Annotated in this window: 18 protein-coding genes; 12 read left to right on the top strand and 6 right to left on the bottom strand. The window is 43.5% G+C overall.

Going from position 1 to position 15219, the window contains the following annotated elements; all coding sequences use genetic code 11:
- The first annotated feature begins 9 nt into the window (after nt 1-9).
- Together ACINWC323_RS13055 and ACINWC323_RS13060 are read left to right on the top strand one after the other, a co-directional pair.
- On the top strand, nt 10-399 hold the full coding sequence (locus tag ACINWC323_RS13055; protein ID WP_005228352.1) for a hypothetical protein: 390 nt from the start codon (nt 10-12) through the stop codon (nt 397-399).
- 209 nt (nt 400-608) lie between these two features.
- Nucleotides 609-1199 (top strand): LysE family translocator, encoded by a 591-nt coding sequence (locus ACINWC323_RS13060; RefSeq protein ID WP_032881273.1) that lies wholly within the window; start codon nt 609-611, stop codon nt 1197-1199.
- 12 nt (nt 1200-1211) lie between these two features.
- Here ACINWC323_RS13060 and ACINWC323_RS13065 read toward each other — a convergent pair whose 3' ends face one another.
- A complete protein-coding gene (locus ACINWC323_RS13065) occupies nt 1212-1850 on the bottom strand; it encodes a DedA family protein (RefSeq protein WP_005228354.1) in 639 nt (212 codons plus the stop codon).
- Nucleotides 1851-2086: 236 nt separating this feature from the next.
- Here ACINWC323_RS13065 and ACINWC323_RS13070 point away from each other — a divergent pair, with 236 nt between their 5' ends.
- On the top strand, nt 2087-2503 hold the full coding sequence (locus tag ACINWC323_RS13070; protein ID WP_005228355.1) for a DoxX family protein: 417 nt from the start codon (nt 2087-2089) through the stop codon (nt 2501-2503).
- Between the two features lie 141 nt (nt 2504-2644).
- Nucleotides 2645-3013, top strand: a complete 369-nt coding sequence (locus tag ACINWC323_RS13075) for a NirD/YgiW/YdeI family stress tolerance protein (protein WP_005228356.1) — start codon at nt 2645-2647, stop codon at nt 3011-3013.
- 46 nt (nt 3014-3059) lie between these two features.
- Here ACINWC323_RS13075 and ACINWC323_RS13080 read toward each other — a convergent pair whose 3' ends face one another.
- Nucleotides 3060-4286, bottom strand: a complete 1227-nt coding sequence (locus ACINWC323_RS13080) for a DUF445 family protein (protein ID WP_171062171.1) — start codon at nt 4284-4286, stop codon at nt 3060-3062.
- A gap of 443 nt (nt 4287-4729) precedes the next feature.
- On the opposite strand from ACINWC323_RS13080, the gene guaA reads away from it, so the two are divergent.
- Together guaA and ACINWC323_RS13090 are read left to right on the top strand one after the other, a co-directional pair.
- Nucleotides 4730-6298 carry a glutamine-hydrolyzing GMP synthase gene (gene guaA, locus ACINWC323_RS13085; RefSeq protein WP_005228357.1) on the top strand — a complete coding sequence of 523 codons (1569 nt, stop codon included), beginning with the start codon at nt 4730-4732 and terminating at the stop codon, nt 6296-6298.
- Nucleotides 6299-6360: 62 nt separating this feature from the next.
- Nucleotides 6361-7155, top strand: a complete 795-nt coding sequence (locus ACINWC323_RS13090) for an ANT(3'')-II family aminoglycoside nucleotidyltransferase (RefSeq protein WP_009510340.1) — start codon at nt 6361-6363, stop codon at nt 7153-7155.
- 139 nt (nt 7156-7294) lie between these two features.
- Here ACINWC323_RS13090 and ACINWC323_RS13095 read toward each other — a convergent pair whose 3' ends face one another.
- Nucleotides 7295-7636 carry a DHCW motif cupin fold protein gene (locus ACINWC323_RS13095; RefSeq protein ID WP_009510462.1) on the bottom strand — a complete coding sequence of 114 codons (342 nt, stop codon included), beginning with the start codon at nt 7634-7636 and terminating at the stop codon, nt 7295-7297.
- Between the two features lie 196 nt (nt 7637-7832).
- On the opposite strand from ACINWC323_RS13095, the gene ACINWC323_RS13100 reads away from it, so the two are divergent.
- The 6 genes from ACINWC323_RS13100 (at nt 7833) to ACINWC323_RS13125 (ending at nt 11386) form a co-directional block, all read left to right on the top strand.
- Nucleotides 7833-8360, top strand: coding sequence for a PadR family transcriptional regulator (locus ACINWC323_RS13100; RefSeq protein ID WP_032881270.1), 528 nt, complete (start codon nt 7833-7835; stop codon nt 8358-8360).
- 145 nt (nt 8361-8505) lie between these two features.
- Nucleotides 8506-8802 carry a DUF3861 domain-containing protein gene (locus ACINWC323_RS13105; RefSeq protein ID WP_009510515.1) on the top strand — a complete coding sequence of 99 codons (297 nt, stop codon included), beginning with the start codon at nt 8506-8508 and terminating at the stop codon, nt 8800-8802.
- A 51-nt stretch (nt 8803-8853) separates the two neighbouring features.
- A complete protein-coding gene (locus ACINWC323_RS13110; RefSeq protein ID WP_005228361.1) occupies nt 8854-9123 on the top strand; it encodes a DUF2798 domain-containing protein in 270 nt (89 codons plus the stop codon).
- Nucleotides 9124-9291: 168 nt separating this feature from the next.
- Nucleotides 9292-10239, top strand: a complete 948-nt coding sequence (locus ACINWC323_RS13115; protein ID WP_009510513.1) for a pirin family protein — start codon at nt 9292-9294, stop codon at nt 10237-10239.
- Nucleotides 10236-10634 carry an OsmC family protein gene (locus ACINWC323_RS13120; protein WP_009510428.1) on the top strand — a complete coding sequence of 133 codons (399 nt, stop codon included), beginning with the start codon at nt 10236-10238 and terminating at the stop codon, nt 10632-10634. The genes ACINWC323_RS13115 and ACINWC323_RS13120 overlap by 4 nt, the downstream gene beginning before the upstream one ends.
- Before the next feature lie 98 nt (nt 10635-10732).
- On the top strand, nt 10733-11386 hold the full coding sequence (locus tag ACINWC323_RS13125) for a glutathione S-transferase family protein (RefSeq protein ID WP_009510439.1): 654 nt from the start codon (nt 10733-10735) through the stop codon (nt 11384-11386).
- A 55-nt stretch (nt 11387-11441) separates the two neighbouring features.
- On the opposite strand, the gene ACINWC323_RS13130 is transcribed toward ACINWC323_RS13125, so the two are convergent.
- The 3 genes from ACINWC323_RS13130 to ACINWC323_RS13140 all read right to left on the bottom strand — a co-directional run bounded on the left by ACINWC323_RS13130 (nt 11442) and on the right by ACINWC323_RS13140 (nt 15210).
- Nucleotides 11442-12050, bottom strand: a complete 609-nt coding sequence (locus ACINWC323_RS13130; protein ID WP_009510346.1) for an SPOR domain-containing protein — start codon at nt 12048-12050, stop codon at nt 11442-11444.
- Between the two features lie 274 nt (nt 12051-12324).
- Complete coding sequence (gene argS / locus ACINWC323_RS13135; RefSeq protein WP_009510506.1) at nt 12325-14115, bottom strand: arginine--tRNA ligase; 1791 nt, start codon at nt 14113-14115, stop codon at nt 12325-12327.
- A gap of 174 nt (nt 14116-14289) precedes the next feature.
- Entirely contained in the window at nt 14290-15210 is a 921-nt protein-coding gene (locus tag ACINWC323_RS13140; RefSeq protein ID WP_009510394.1) for a Dyp-type peroxidase, read from the bottom strand.
- Nucleotides 15211-15219 lie beyond the last annotated feature (9 nt).

Raw genomic sequence — 15219 nt, 5'->3', positions numbered from 1 at the left:
GAGAACATTATGAAACGTTTATATTGGATGCCTGTTCTGGCGGCAAGTATGCTTTTGGGTGCTTGTGCATCAACGGTTAAGCCAGCTTATGTTTCACCGACGCAATATCAGGGCTTGAACTGTCAGCAATTACAGGCCGAGTACAACCGTATTCAACTCTATATTGAAAACGGAGTTCAAACACCAAAACGTACCGGCATGGGCGTGGGGGTAGGACTCGGTGGTGGCTGGGGCCGTGGTGGTTGGGGCTTCGGTCCATCCATTTCTGTCAACATGGGCCAGTCGATGAATACCAAGAATACCGAACTCGCCAATGTGCTGGGACAGCAAGATGCGATCGTGCAGGCAGCCAAGTTTAAAGGTTGCCCGATTATCGTAAAACAGCGTCCGAAATCTTAATTTCTACCCGTTTATCACCATAATTCGTTATGGTGATAAATAACTAAATTATCGCAAAATGTTTCAAAAAATAATCATAAAAATCAATTTTTTAAAAAATTATCTCGTCTAAATTCCGCTATTTACCCTGCTGTTTTTATTACCGAAATTTGTATTTTTGCCCTAAATTCGTTTAAGGTGGCGCCCATGTATAGTCGTTCGGTATGTGTATGATTGAGAGTTGGTTTTTTGTTTTGGCGATGTTGGCAGTGTTACTGATTCCAGGTCCGACCAACGCTTTACTTGCCAGTGCAACCCACCAACAAGGTGTACCCAAAACTATCAAATTTATTCCAATCGAATGGTTGGGATATATGTACGGTATCAGTTTATGGGCACTGTTGATTCATCTTTTTGATCCGATCTGGCCTGCACTGGGTGCGATTTTACATACCGCAAGTTTGCTTTATGTGCTCTGGATGGCTTTTCATCTCTGGAAAAGTTCACATTTGCAAAAACATGATCAGCATCATCCGCATATCCGCAAGCGACAGTTGTTCATGTCGACCTTAAAAAATCCGAAAACGGTGTTGTTGGCATCAGGCATTTTCCCTAGTGAAACCTGGAATTCAATCGAAAATGCGCTCATGGTATTTGCGGTGTTTAGCCTGATTCTTTTACCGGTCAGTATTTTCTGGATGATCTTCGGACGTGCATTAATGGCGGGAAGTCTGATTGGAATTAAAGCCGATCATTTATATAAAGGATCGGCTGTGTTATTGCTGATTTGTATGTTACCGATGATCTTTCGCCTGTTTTAAAGCGGCTATCAATTATTGACCTTTACGGTTACTGAGTTTCTGACGAATAAAACCAATCACACCCGGTAATACACTGATAATAATGATACCGAAAATCAGGTGCGTGAAATTATCCTTCACAATGGGCATGTTGCCGAATAAATAACCCAATGTAATAAACGATGCAATCCAGCAGAACGCACCAATCACGTTATAGGTCAGGAAGAACTTATAGTTCATGCTGCCTGCACCGGCAACAAAAGGTGCAAAAGTACGGGCAAAAGGCACAAAACGGGCGAAAATAATGGTTTTACCGCCATGACGTGCAAAGAAATGCTGGGTTTTGATCAGATGCTGTTTATTGATAAAGCGCGAATTGGTTTCAAAGACCCGCGGACCAATATAACGTCCAATATGATAATTTACGGTATCGCCGAGTACGGCAGCAATAAATAATAAAATACCGAGTACCCATGGATCCATGGCACCTGTTGAAGCGGCGAGTGCCCCTGCTGCAAATAACAGGCTGTCACCGGGTAGAAATGGCATCACCACCAGACCGGTTTCAACAAAGATAATTAAAAACAGGATGGCATAAATCCACACGCCATAATTGGTAATAAATTCTAAAAGGTGTTCGTCAACGTGCAGAATAAAATCAATGAGTTCCATGAAGATGTTAACACTGTAAATGTGAGCTAAATCCTAGCAGTGCCTCTATAGAATGTCAGTATAAAAAGCAAATTAATTGGTAACTTTGCAGGGGACTGAGGGGAGGGAGCACATTCAGATCATGTTTTTATTGTTGCAAATAAAGAACGATATGTTAAATAATTTGGTATTTATTGCATAATTAAAGATACATAAACTTGCTAACATGTTAAAAAACAAACCGTATGGGATCAACCATGTTTAATCCGAATGTTGTTGTAAAAAATATCGTAACGCAAACTGGCGTAGCAAATGGTGTTATTTTGGTAGCACGTTTATTGCTCGCTTATATCTTTCTTGTGGCTGGCTGGGGCAAGATTGTCGGCTATGCAGGCACCGCTGGCTATATGGAATCAATGGGTGTTCCGGGTGCTCTATTACCCTTAGTGATTCTGGTTGAGTTTGGTGGTGGCTTGGCCTTACTATTTGGCTTCCAGACCCGCTTTGCATCATTGGGCTTAGGTATCTTTAGCATTCTCACTGCATTCATCTTCCATGGTGGACCAGATGATGCGATTAACTTTATGAAGAACTTTGCAATGGCAGGTGGTTTCTTCGCGTTAATGCTGTATGGCGCAGGCCGTTTCAGTCTGGACCATCTCATCGAAAAATAATCAAAAAATCCTAAAGCCCGCGCTGAGACGCGGGCTTTATTTTGTCCGTACATAAAGTTCACGCTTGATTACAAACTTAAGCCGACATGTACCTCTATTTCTGTTTAGATCATAAGTCTTGAGAATAAAACAGGAGATGACATGAAAAAATTCATCGCAAGTTGCGGGATTGTGATTTTAGCGGGACTATCAACCACGAGCTGGGCAGGTAAAGATGACCACGTGATTGTGCAGGAAGCGGCAAAGAATGTGGTAACGGTCAGCCAGGTGGCAAAACTTGCCGATGAAACCGGCATTACGCTCACGGGTCAGATCACCAAACAATTAAAAGGTGATCATTATGAGTTTAAAGACAAGAGCGGGACTATTGGAGTCGAAATCGATGATGACATCTGGCGTCAGGCCCAGCTCAAAGTCGGTGATCATGTCCGTTTGGTTGGCGAAGTCGATACGCATCGTTATAAGCCGACCGATATTGAAGTGGTCAAAATTGAAAAACTTGCCCATTAATTAAAAAAGGAAGCCTAAGCTTCCTTTTTTAATATCTTTCATTACCTTAAAGCATAAAGTGAATCTGCATTTCCCCAACCAGAAAACCCAGTACCGCACCAACAATAATCAAAGACCATTCATCTTCTTTAAAGGCCGGACGTAGCATGCCTTCAAACTCTTCCGGACTGAGCTTCTGCATGCGCTCAACCAGAGTATTACGCACGTTCATGGCATCTTCAGCATAAGATTCCACGTAGCGCATGGTGTCTGGAAGCTGTTTTAAAATCCGCTCCGCCACATCTGCTTTCAGGTTTTGATATTTTTCACCGCCAATGGCGTAGACCACTAGTGGGCGAACAATACCGGCCTGTAAATCAATTTCCTGTTTGACCTGACGGCTGACCAGTTCGATGACCTTGTCTGAATGAGTGCCGGAAAACAGCTCTTCCATCATGTTACGTGAGGTGAGAAGCTGTTTTGAAATCAGGGCTGCATAATCAGCCGCCACTTCATTCTGACGTTTAATAAATAAACCTTGCCAGGTATAGCCCATAATCTTTTTCGGATATAAAGGGCGGAACATCATTTGCAGCGCCATCCAGTCACTAAAGAAACCGACAAAGCCGCCAAACATCGGCAACATCCATGGATATTTACCTTGCGTGACGATCCAGCACAGCATCTGCACCACACCAATCGCGAAACCAAATACAAAACCGACATTACTAAAGAACTTGAATTCCTGTTTGCCGACTTTTTTAAAGATTTCATTCAGCAGGCGTTTATCTTTGAGCAGGTTGTTGACCACCATATGCTTGATATCGAAATACTTGGCCACATCTTTCTGAACTTCGCTCATGATGTGTTCAACAATTTCCGGGGCTTTGGCCTGAACCCGCTTGATCAGTCGCTGACGGGCAAACTCTGGCATACCTTCCCATAAACCCGGCTGATATTGCTGCGCGACTTCTCGGGTAATATCTTCGGCAGCCGCCATTAACGGCTTTTCGATTTCCTGAGCAATCCGTTTGGGGTCGAGTCTGGCAAAGATTTCTTCAGGTTTGATGAGCTTGGAGGTCATCAGCTCAACGGCTGTGGTTGCCATTTTCTCAGCTTTGCGCGGCACGATCCCTTGCCATCCGAGTGGAAGTCCAAATAATCTCAACCCTTTAAATTCGAGGGGAGAAAACATCATTTGAATGGCAATGACTTTGGTCACATAACCAATAAAGCCGCTGATAAAGGGGATGGAAATATATAGCCAGAAATTTTGGTGAAAATCCGCAATCATTTCTTGAAACATTATTTTATTGGTCCTTCAAGTCCTAATTGTTGCTCGTAGTCGGGCAAGCGCTAGATGATAGTAAAATGTTTTAGGACCTTGGTGATTTACCAAGACCTTGTGATGCTTAATTACCTTTTTATTTTTCCTTTCATTCAGGACATCACAATCGCATAAAAAGGCAATGCTGCTGTCGATTGAATACCTGTCCGTGGTAATCCCTATTTCGAGTCATCATCTTAGCACCAATTTTTGTTTTGTGTTGAGCAGAATAGGCAAGAATTGTTGATTTAACTCTCCTTATTTCGGAGGTATTTATGGAATTTTACTTTAAATTTCAGTGCCGATTTTCAGGTCCAATTAAAAAACAAGATAGATGATGAATTGCGGTGCGTCAAAGCGTGAAAAATGTTAGAATGTGGCGCTTAATTCATTTGCCTTTAAGATGAACCATGACGACCAATACTCAAATTACTGAAGATCGTATCCTTATTCTGGATTTCGGCTCTCAATATAGCCAGCTCATTGCACGTCGTGTACGTGAAGCGGGTGTCTATTCTGAAATGTATGCATTCGATATGTCTGAAGAAGACATTCGTGCGTTTAATCCGAACGGGATTATTTTATCAGGTGGCCCTGAGAGCGTACATGAAGAGGGAAGCCCACGCGCACCGCAAGTTGTATTTGAATTAGGCGTACCGGTATTGGGTATTTGCTATGGTTTACAAACCATGTCTGAGCAACTTGGCGGTAAGGTAGAGCCAGGCACAGTACATGAGTTTGGTTATGCGGAAGTTGATATTCTGGTCCGTGATAAATTGATCGGTAACTTGCAAGATCGCGAAAACCAGCTCCATGTCTGGATGAGTCATGGCGATAAAGTCAGTGCGATTCCGGAAGGCTTCCAGGTGACTGCAAGCACGCCAAGCTGTCCATTTGCTGCAGTAAGTGATGAAGCACGTCGTTTCTATGGCGTTCAGTTCCACCCAGAAGTGACTCACACCGCTAAAGGCGCTGAATTACTGTCTAACTTTGTTCATCAGATTTGTGGTTGCCGCGGTCTGTGGACTCCTGAGCACATTATCGATTTACGTGTAGAACAGTTACGTGAACAAATCGGTGATGAAAAAGTTCTGTTAGGTTTATCTGGTGGCGTAGATTCATCAGTGGTTGCTGCGCTATTGCATAAAGCCATTGGCGATCAGTTAACTTGCGTATTTGTAGACAATGGTTTACTTCGTTTAAACGAAGGTGATCAAGTGATGCAAATGTTTGCAGACAACATGGGCATCCGTGTAATCCGTGCACAGGCTGAACAACGGTTCTTGTCGGCATTGGCAGGTGAAGTTGATCCTGAGAAAAAACGTAAAATCATTGGTCGTGAATTTATCGAAGTCTTTGCTGAAGAAGCGCGTAAACTGGATGGCGTGAAATTCCTGGCGCAAGGTACGATTTACCCAGACGTGATCGAATCTGCTGCAAGCAAGCAAGGTAAGGCACACGTGATCAAATCACACCACAACGTGGGTGGTTTACCAGAAGATCTGGCCTTTGATCTGGTTGAGCCATTACGTGACCTGTTCAAAGATGAAGTCCGTAAATTAGGTACCACGCTTGGTTTACCGCATAGCATGATTTACCGTCATCCATTCCCGGGTCCAGGTTTGGGCGTGCGTATTTTGGGTGAAGTGAAGAAAGAATATGCTGACATTCTTCGTCTTGCAGATGACATCTTTATGCAAGAACTGCGTGACAGCGGCTGGTACGACAAAACTGCTCAAGCATTTGCAGTCTTCCAACCGGTGAAATCAGTCGGTGTTGTCGGTGATGGCCGTCGTTATGCATGGGTGATTGCACTTCGTGCGGTTGAAACCGTTGACTTCATGACTGCGCGTTTTGCCCACTTGCCATACGAGCTGGTTGACAAAATCTCGACCCGTATCATGAACGAAATTAAAGATGTTTCACGTGTTGTCTATGACGTGTCATCTAAACCACCAGCTACGATTGAGTGGGAATAATGAAATGAAAAGGCAGGATGAACATCCTGCCTTTTTTTATGCGATTAACAAAGAGGTAAAGCATGTCCGAAATCTTGCAACTGGAACAGTTAACAGGATATTTACAGCAGCTTTTGGGTGAATCCCTCTTTGCCATTTATCTGTATGGATCAGCTGTTGATGGCGGGCTAGGTCCAGAAAGTGATCTGGATGTTCTGGTTGTGCTGAGTCAAGCAATCACACTTCCGCAACGACAGCAACTGGCAGAAACCTTATTACAAATTTCGCACCCGATTGGTGCTGCACATCGTGCACTTGAAGTCACCATCATACGCAAAGACCATATTCTTTCGGGAAGTTATCCTCTCAGCTACGAACTACAGTTTGGGGAATGGTTGCGGGATGAGTTAAGTCAAGGCGATATACTTAGCGAACATGCAGACCCAGATCTGAGTATTTTGCTGAAGAAAGCGCAAATGCATCACCAAACCTTGTTTGGGCCAGATCTAAATTCTTGGTCGGTTATGATTCCGGATCAGCAACTCTGGCAGGCGATGGCAGACACCTATCCATCGATAGTGGCGCATTGGGATGAAGATGCGGATGAGCGTAACCAGATTTTGGCCTTATGCCGTATTTATTTTAGTTTGGTGACGAATGAGATTGCACCTAAAGATCAGGCTGCGCAATGGGTGATTGCTCAGTTACAACCGCAACATCAGCCTGTTTTGCAACGAATGGTGCAAGAATATAAAGGTGGGATTGAAAAGCAAAACTGGCAACAACAGCATCATGCTTTACAACCTGTTGTTGATTTCCTGACTTCAAAAATTGATGAACAGTTTAGACAGAGAGGCTTATTAAGGATTGATGAGTAAAGAAGTTATTTGCAATTTCTTAATCAAATTCATTCTAGCAAAAGCACCAAAGTGCTCTTTTTCTATTTTGAAAAATCATCTATTTCTCATTTTATATAATTTAAAATATATCCAACTTGCTGAAACAGGAGCTTGATGATTAATCAACGATTAACAATTTAGCTCCTTTTGAAGTAAAAGACTGATGAGGTTCTGAATGATCACCCACTTGATAACTCATGCCTGAGGTTAAAATAAATTTCCTTTCATCTTTTAACCTGCTTTCTAACTCGCCTTCTAAACAGAATAAGATATGACCTTTTTCACACCAATGATCAGCTAAATAATTAGCAGAATACTCAACGATTCTTACTCTAATTTTATTGCCCTCTTCACCAAAATATTGTGTTCTCCAATATGCTATTCCTGTTTCACCATAATGCTCTGTTTTTTCTATTTGAGTCCAATCGGTTATTTGAAATGGGAAAGGTGCAATATTCATATCATTTTTACTCCATACATTTAATTATTTTTACAGCAATGATCAAAATAGTTCAAATCGTTCTATTCAGTCTAAAAGCTAAAATAATTTATTAGATATCAAAATCTTAAAAATTAAAGATATATCTTAACTTGCTATAAGATATATTAAGATATATCTTGGTATGCATAAATTAAGCAATCCGAGAACAATAAAGATGAAACAGGCATCAGCTCATCACGACAGCCAAGGTGATCTTCAGCATACAGAGCAGCATCGCTCAGGCCGCCGTGGACGCCTTTTTGAATCAGGCCGCATGAAACTTTTGGTCCTGCATCTCATTCAGCAAAGTCCAAAGCATGGCTATGAAATCATTAAAGAAATTAGTGATCTGGTCGGCGATGGCTATTCACCCAGTGCAGGGACTATCTATCCCACCCTGACAGCTTTGGAAGAGATGAATTGCATCTCGTTGCTTGATGCTGAACGTAAGCAATATCAGATTACCGACTATGGCGACAGCTATTTAAAAGAGCAGCAAGACATGCTGTTGGCACTTCTACAAAAGCTGCGACTAAGACGTGAAATTCACAATAATGACCAGCTGATAGATATTCACCGTGCCATGGAAAATCTCAAAACCGCATTACGTTTAAAACTGAATATCGCGAACTTAAAGCCCGAGCAAATTCACCAGATTGCAGAGCAGATCGATCAGGCCGCGATTGCCATTGGGCGGCTATAGACGGGAATGAAAGCTGTTAGGGCGACAGCAGAAAATCAAACAGATGCAATTGCTGCGTTCATTAAAAATTGTATTTAACCCATATCAGGTTGGCCTGATGCAGGTCGAAATTAAGAAGAGTGCCTAAGTATTCTGGAGTAGAACGATGAAACAACATCAATATCATGTGACTGTACAACACTTAAAAGATAACAAAGGACAGGCATCGACCTATACCGAACGTCTGGAATTTTATACTGGCAATCATGATGACATTTTCGAGATTGTTGAGCGTTTAAAGAAGGGTGAGTTTTTTGATGACGAAACCACCAAATCATTTGCAGTGGGTTTAAAGCTGTTTAGTGAAGTCATGCTGGAACATCGTGATCATCCACTCTTTGAAGATTTCTGGCCGCAGTTTGGTCAGTTTATGAAGCATCTTAAACAGCAAGTGAAGAAATAGAGATGAAACTGTACACCTCGAACAATCTGATTTTATGGAAGCGCGTTTAACATGCAGGAATTGAAAATAACCCCACGCCTGATCAGTAAATTGCCTGCCAAATATGCGGCCTGGATTTTGCCGCTGATTTTATCTTTTTTAATGAGTGGAGCACTGTCGTTTGTGAATATGTGGATGAGCCTAGGGTTTATTCCAGAATTTCTGCATAAATGGTCAGCGACATGGATGTTTTCTTGGTTGATTGCTTATCCGTTGGTGCTGGTTTTACTGCCATTGGTTCGGCGTCTAACGGCTTTGATTGTCGACATGCAGCCTAAATAATCGTTGATTGGCTCAGTGCTAAAGATAAGCTTTTATACCATCTGGGACTAAGATTGTCTCATGCATGACACTCTGCGTATTACCAAAAGACTATATTGAATGGGGGCGGTATTGTTAAGATCAATAAAACGACTCATTGCAATGGCATAGGTAGAAGAGAGCAATATCATGAGCAATAATAACGAATACGATATTTCTGATTCAAAAGACTGTGAAACGTATATCAATCAATTTATTCAGGAATTTACCATTCGCTCGGCTGAAATTGGCAAAGGAACCGTGATTAAGCGGGCTTTACCGAGCCGCCAGAAGCGCTTGGTGGGTGCGTGGTGTTTCCTTGATCATGCTGGGCCAGTCAGTTTTCCGGCGGGCGATGGTCTGGATGTAGGACCACATCCGCATATCGGTTTGCAGACCTTTACCTGGATGATTGAAGGCACCATGATGCATACCGACAGTCTGGGTTCAAAACAGTTGATTCGTCCTAAACAGGTGAACCTGATGACTGCCGGTCGCGGTATTTCGCATACTGAAGTGGCGCCTGATAGCGAAACCAAAATGCATGCGGCGCAGCTCTGGATTGCCTTGCCTGATGATAAGCTGAATATGGACCCTAAGTTTGAGCATTACCCGGAATTGCCAATGGTCAGCAAGGATCAGGTTGAGTTTACCGTGCTGGTCGGTGACTTTCTGGATACCACCTCACCTGTGCAGGTGCATACCCCTTTGGTCGGTGTTGATTTAACTGCACAAGCCGATACCAAAACCCGTATTCCATTGAATCCAAAATTTGAATATGCCTTTATGGCTTTAGAAGGCACAGCGCGTGTGAATGGACATGAACTCACGGCTGATAACATGGTGGTGCTGGAAACTGGATTGACCGAAATTGAGGTCGAGTTAAGCCAAGGCCATCGCTTGCTATTAATTGGTGGTGAACCGTTCGAGTCGCCAATCCTGCTGTGGTGGAACTTTGTAGGTCGTACCATGCAAGACTTGCAGCAAGCTCGTGAGGACTGGATCAATCATGATGCACGTTTTGGTGAAATTCCTGATTATCAAGGCAAGCGCTTAGAAGCGCCGGTATTACCCGACCAGATGAGGGCGTCAAAATGAGCATCATTGCCAGCAGCAAAGTGTTGACTTTGCCTGAACCGTGGAAAGGTGAGGTCAGTAGCGGCACACATCAGTTTCTTACCGATAAGCCCGAACAGTTTGGTGGACATGATACAGGCCCGGCGCCGTATGATTTCCTGACGGCCAGTCTGGCCTCATGTACCATGATCACCTTGCGTATGTATGCGCAGCATAAGGGAATCGATCTGGGTGAATTTACAGTTGAGGTTGATTTTCATACCAATCGCGAGCAGCAGGAGCGTATTGAACGCCGAGTTGTATTCCGGCAACCTGTGTCACAGGACTTGCAAGAAAAACTTCTCAATGTCTGTAGTAAAACCCCGGTGACTAAAACTTTGTTACGTAGTTTAGACATTCACACCATGATTCTTTAAGACTAAAGTGCTATTGTGCTTGGGCAAAACATAATTCTAAGTGCAGTTGTGAGAGGGATCTGAAATCGCAATTACACAGCAAAAAAGCAGGCACAAAAATGATTACCTTACATTATCTACAATGCTCACGTTCGTTTCGTATCCTGTGGGCATTAGAAGAACTTGGGATGGACTATCAGGTTGAGTATTATCAAAGGCTGCCGAGTTATGGGGCACCAGAGAGTCTCAAGAATATTCATCCTTTAGGTAAAGCACCGATTCTGGTAGATGATGACGAGGTGATTGTAGAGTCTGCCGTGATTCTGGATTATTTACAACAACAGTATGATTCTGAAAAACAATTCAAGCCAACATCCGACAAAGACCAGCGGCAGTATGCTTACTGGATGCACTATGCTGAAGGTTCTTTAATGCCATTGCTGGTGATGACCTTGGTGATGAATAGTGTTAGCAAGCATGTACCCTGGGTAATTCGTCCGATTGCAGAGAAAATTACCGGTGGGGTAAAAGCCAGTTTTGTTCGTCCACGGGTAAAAGAACATATTCTGTATCTTGAGCAATATTTATCAGAACATGATTATTTTGCGGGTGACTTTTCTTTTGCGGATATTCAAATGGCCTTTCCACTGATTGCGATTCAAAATCGCTTGCATGGCAAGTACCCGAATATTCAGGCTTTTGTGCAACGTGTTCAGCAACGTTCTGCTTTTCAAAGGGCGGAGCAGAAAAGCTTGCATTCGCAGTGCACCTAAAATTGAAGATTAAAAAAGGGGAATACATTGCTCCCCTTTTTTAATCGGTATCTGATTAGCGTTTGATCACAATCGAATCAATGCCACTATGTTGTAAGGTTTGTTGCGCTGCAAGTGCTGAGTCCTGGCTATCATAAGGGCCAGAGAATACACGATACCAGGTCTGACCATTTTCCACACTTTTCACCACATCTGCAGATAAGCCATTCAAGATAATTTCGGCACGACGTGCATCGGCACTGTCAGGATCAGGATAGCTGCGGACTTGTAAAATATAAGTTGCGTGTGCCGGTGCAAACGGTTCAGTTGGGGTGAGGCCTGCTGGATCTTCTGCTGCTGGGGCTTCAGGCTTTGGCGATTCAATGATCACCACATTCCCTTGTTGTTTGGTCTCAGGTACTGCCTGTTCAGGAATTGGAGTCACTTGCTGTTGAGGCAGCAAATCATAGAAACGGTAATCTTTATTGGTGTTTTCTTCTTGGTAATGCTCGGAAGTGACCTGATTTTTGGTCGGGACAGGTTGCCAAGGCTGCCAAAGCATCAGCATCACAGCTACGCATAGGATCGCAAGAATAGCGACAAGCATTCCTAACCACTTCGGAATGAGTGGTTTTTTAGGCTTGTTTGATCGTTCAGATACACCACGTTGCGTTTTTCCAAACACCGGAAATTCCTCTTGATCCTATTAGTTTATTTGTAACTTGAGTTTACTTAAAAACAAAGCATTATGTTTAAAAATAATGCTTTGTTTACCATATTGTTTAACAACGATGGCTTAAGTTTACATGGCTTTAAGCTTGGCTTTGCTGATTGCCGTTCACCTCAGGCATAGCCCTCCGTCTTGCGACGATGTGCAAAGCGATGCTTTGCTGTTTTACAGCCCACCTCAAGCATAGCTTTCGGTCTTGCAGCCATGTGTGAAGCTTCGCTTCACTTTATTACATGGCTTCAGGAGCGGATACACCGAGCAATTCTAAGCCATTGCGTAATACTTGCTGGACGTTGATTGAAAGCAACAAACGCGCTTGTGTCAGTGCCACATCATCGCCTAATACTTTATGTTCATTGTACCAAGCATGGAATAGGGCAGCTAACTCTTTGAGGTAGTTACCAATCTGATGCGGTTCGTAGGCATTGGCTGCACGCACCAGAATATCAGGATAAGCAGCAAGTTTAGACAAGATCTCAGTTTCAGCATCGAGCTCTAAACGGTTGGCATGTTCGCGTGCTGCGCTGAGGTCGAAATTAAGACCAGTCGTCGCTGCTTTTTCTAACATACGGCAAATACGTGCATGCGCATATTGGATGTAATACACTGCATTATCTTTGCTTTGTGAAACGGCAAGGTCAAGGTCAAAGTCGATGTGCTGTTCAGATTTACGCATCACATAGTAGAAACGCGCGGCATCGTTACCCACTTCCTTACGCAAGTCACGTAAAGTCACGAACTGACCTGAACGCGATGACATTTGCACCATCTCGCCGCCACGCCATAAGCTCACGAACTGAACCAAAAGTACGGTGAGTTTCTTCGAGTCATAACCCATGGCATCAATGGCAGCTTTGACACGTGAGATATAACCGTGATGGTCAGAACCCCAGATATCAATCAGGTCGGTATAGCCACGTTGTAATTTATTCAGGTGGTAAGCAATATCAGAGGCGAAGTAAGTGGTTTGACCATTACGACGTTTGACCACACGGTCTTTTTCATCACCAAATTCGGTTGATTTAAACCAGATGTTGCCGTCTTTTTCGTAGAGGTAGCCACGTTGATCCAGTGTTGCAAGAGCTTCGTCAATCTTATCGGTCAATGAATCTTCGCTGAACCATTTGTCAAAGGTGACACCAAAGTCAGCCAGGTCATCTTTAATATCATCCAGAATGGCATGTAAGGCCGCTTGATGGAACACGCGATAAGCTGCACCCAAGTGTTGTTGCGAGTTCGCAATCAAACCATCAATATGCTTTTCTTTATCGCCTGAAAGCACAACTTTATTGCCTTCAGCATCAAGTTCTTCAGCATATTGCACATCTTCTGGTACATCTTTATAGATGTCGGCAACCGCACGAACGTGTGCATCGCCATCTTTATCAATAATTTCTTGTGCGATTTCTTTAACGTAGTCGCCTTGATACGCATTCTTCGGGAAAACCAGTGTTTGTCCGGTCAATTCTAAATAACGTAAATAAGTTGAAGTCGCCAAGATATCCATCTGACGGCCAGCATCGTTGACATAGTATTCGCGGTCAACTTTTGCACCCGTTGCTTCGAGTAAGTTCGCAACGGTCATGCCATACGCTGCACCACGACCATGGCCGACATGCAGGCTAGAGGTCGGGTTTGCCGATACAAATTCGACCTGAATTTTTTTAGTCGCGTTGGCCTGACTACGACCATAGGCATCTTTTTGTGCCTGAATCTGGTCGAGCACCGCATAGCGCTGGTCTGCATTTAAAAAGAAGTTAATAAAACCCGGACCTGCAATTTCTGCTTTGGTAATGTCTGCCACTTCTGGTAGTGCTGCCAGAATTTTTTCAGCCAGGTCACGTGGTTTCATGCCCGCGGCTTTAGAACCGATCATGGCAATATTTGAAGCAAAGTCTCCGTGACTTCGGTCTTTGGTACGGGTTAAATGGCTCGTGTTGGTCCAATCTGAAGGGAGTACACCTTGCTGTTGCAGGGTTTGTACCGCATGATCAAGAGCTGCTTGTATTGCCGTATTCATAGTTACCGAAAATAAATGTCGCGGAAAAACGTCAAATATAACAAATTTTGCAGGCTTAAGGGGAGAGTGATTTGGCAGGAATTGACTTATTCCGTTAAATCTTTTGTCAGTTCTTGTTTTTGTTGTTACAGGGTAGATGCTATATTATTGAATAACATAGCATCTTTCGATTTTTTAATCTGCTAAAATCTGTTCCAGCAATTCATCGCTTGGCGCAAAATAATAAGCGCCGTCGATTGCAGTGGTGAAATGCAACAAACGGTCATGGATGCCATCTCCGGCTGTTCCAAACATGCGTTTCAGCATTTCATCAATAATACTTAAATTATTGGTATACGCCACAAAGAAAAGTCCTTGTTCACCCTTGCCATCTCCATAAGGCAGGCTGTGGCGCAAGATTTCCATTTCTTCGCCTTCATCATCTTCCACCACGGTGCGTGCCACATGGGAGTTTTCCGGTTTGATGTCATCATCGAGTTCAATCGATTCCAGTTTGGTGCGACCAAATACATGTTCCTGTGCGTCGACTTTGAGCTGGCGCCATTTGACCAGATCATGGGTATAACGCTGGGCAAAGATAAAGCTGCCATCTGCAAATGCACCCGCTTGTTCAGGCAGTAAAGCCGCTTCAGCACGATCATCCGGAAATTGTGGATTCTCTGTTCCATCAATAAAGCCGGTCATGTCGCGACCGTCAAAGAAACGGAAGCAGGCACGCTCATCCAGCACTTCAACTTTATCCTGAATGCCGGTAAAGAAGGCCTGGCTCATGGCAAAGCAGATATCTGCACGGGCGCTGGCAATATGGATAAAGACATCAGCGGGCACCACCAGCATGTTAAATGCGCCACTTTGAGGGTCAAGTTGTTTAAAACCTGCAGGTGTTTGCGGGTGGAGTCGAGCCCAAAGTTCAGGACCAAATGCGATGGCTGTTTTAATCTGGTCATTCGGATGTTGAGTGATTAAACGGTCACGCGTAGAGAGTAGCGCTTCAATCTGTTGTTTTAATTCGGCAATGGTGAGGTCTTTTAAACGTAAAACAATAAAGCGTGCATGATCAGAAGGTAATGGAAGAATGACAGATTGCGCAGTCATTAAAATCTC

Origin of the sequence: Acinetobacter sp. WC-323 (assembly GCF_000314615.1) — a bacterium.
Lineage (GTDB): Bacteria > Pseudomonadota > Gammaproteobacteria > Pseudomonadales > Moraxellaceae > Acinetobacter > Acinetobacter courvalinii.
Note: the sequence above shows the minus strand (reverse complement) of the source record. Positions and strands in the feature narration are given on the sequence as shown.

Coding starts and splice junctions, on each gene's coding strand:
- ACINWC323_RS13055 (WP_005228352.1), top strand. CDS start 10: ATGAAACGTTTATATTGGATGCCTGTTCTGGCGGCAAGTATGCTTTTG.
- ACINWC323_RS13060 (WP_032881273.1), top strand. CDS start 609: ATGATTGAGAGTTGGTTTTTTGTTTTGGCGATGTTGGCAGTGTTACTG.
- ACINWC323_RS13065 (WP_005228354.1), bottom strand. CDS start 1,850: ATGGAACTCATTGATTTTATTCTGCACGTTGACGAACACCTTTTAGAA.
- ACINWC323_RS13070 (WP_005228355.1), top strand. CDS start 2,087: ATGTTTAATCCGAATGTTGTTGTAAAAAATATCGTAACGCAAACTGGC.
- ACINWC323_RS13075 (WP_005228356.1), top strand. CDS start 2,645: ATGAAAAAATTCATCGCAAGTTGCGGGATTGTGATTTTAGCGGGACTA.
- ACINWC323_RS13080 (WP_171062171.1), bottom strand. CDS start 4,286: ATGATTGCGGATTTTCACCAAAATTTCTGGCTATATATTTCCATCCCC.
- guaA (WP_005228357.1), top strand. CDS start 4,730: ATGACGACCAATACTCAAATTACTGAAGATCGTATCCTTATTCTGGAT.
- ACINWC323_RS13090 (WP_009510340.1), top strand. CDS start 6,361: ATGTCCGAAATCTTGCAACTGGAACAGTTAACAGGATATTTACAGCAG.
- ACINWC323_RS13095 (WP_009510462.1), bottom strand. CDS start 7,636: ATGAATATTGCACCTTTCCCATTTCAAATAACCGATTGGACTCAAATA.
- ACINWC323_RS13100 (WP_032881270.1), top strand. CDS start 7,833: ATGAAACAGGCATCAGCTCATCACGACAGCCAAGGTGATCTTCAGCAT.
- ACINWC323_RS13105 (WP_009510515.1), top strand. CDS start 8,506: ATGAAACAACATCAATATCATGTGACTGTACAACACTTAAAAGATAAC.
- ACINWC323_RS13110 (WP_005228361.1), top strand. CDS start 8,854: ATGCAGGAATTGAAAATAACCCCACGCCTGATCAGTAAATTGCCTGCC.
- ACINWC323_RS13115 (WP_009510513.1), top strand. CDS start 9,292: ATGAGCAATAATAACGAATACGATATTTCTGATTCAAAAGACTGTGAA.
- ACINWC323_RS13120 (WP_009510428.1), top strand. CDS start 10,236: ATGAGCATCATTGCCAGCAGCAAAGTGTTGACTTTGCCTGAACCGTGG.
- ACINWC323_RS13125 (WP_009510439.1), top strand. CDS start 10,733: ATGATTACCTTACATTATCTACAATGCTCACGTTCGTTTCGTATCCTG.
- argS (WP_009510506.1), bottom strand. CDS start 14,115: ATGAATACGGCAATACAAGCAGCTCTTGATCATGCGGTACAAACCCTG.
- ACINWC323_RS13140 (WP_009510394.1), bottom strand. CDS start 15,210: ATGACTGCGCAATCTGTCATTCTTCCATTACCTTCTGATCATGCACGC.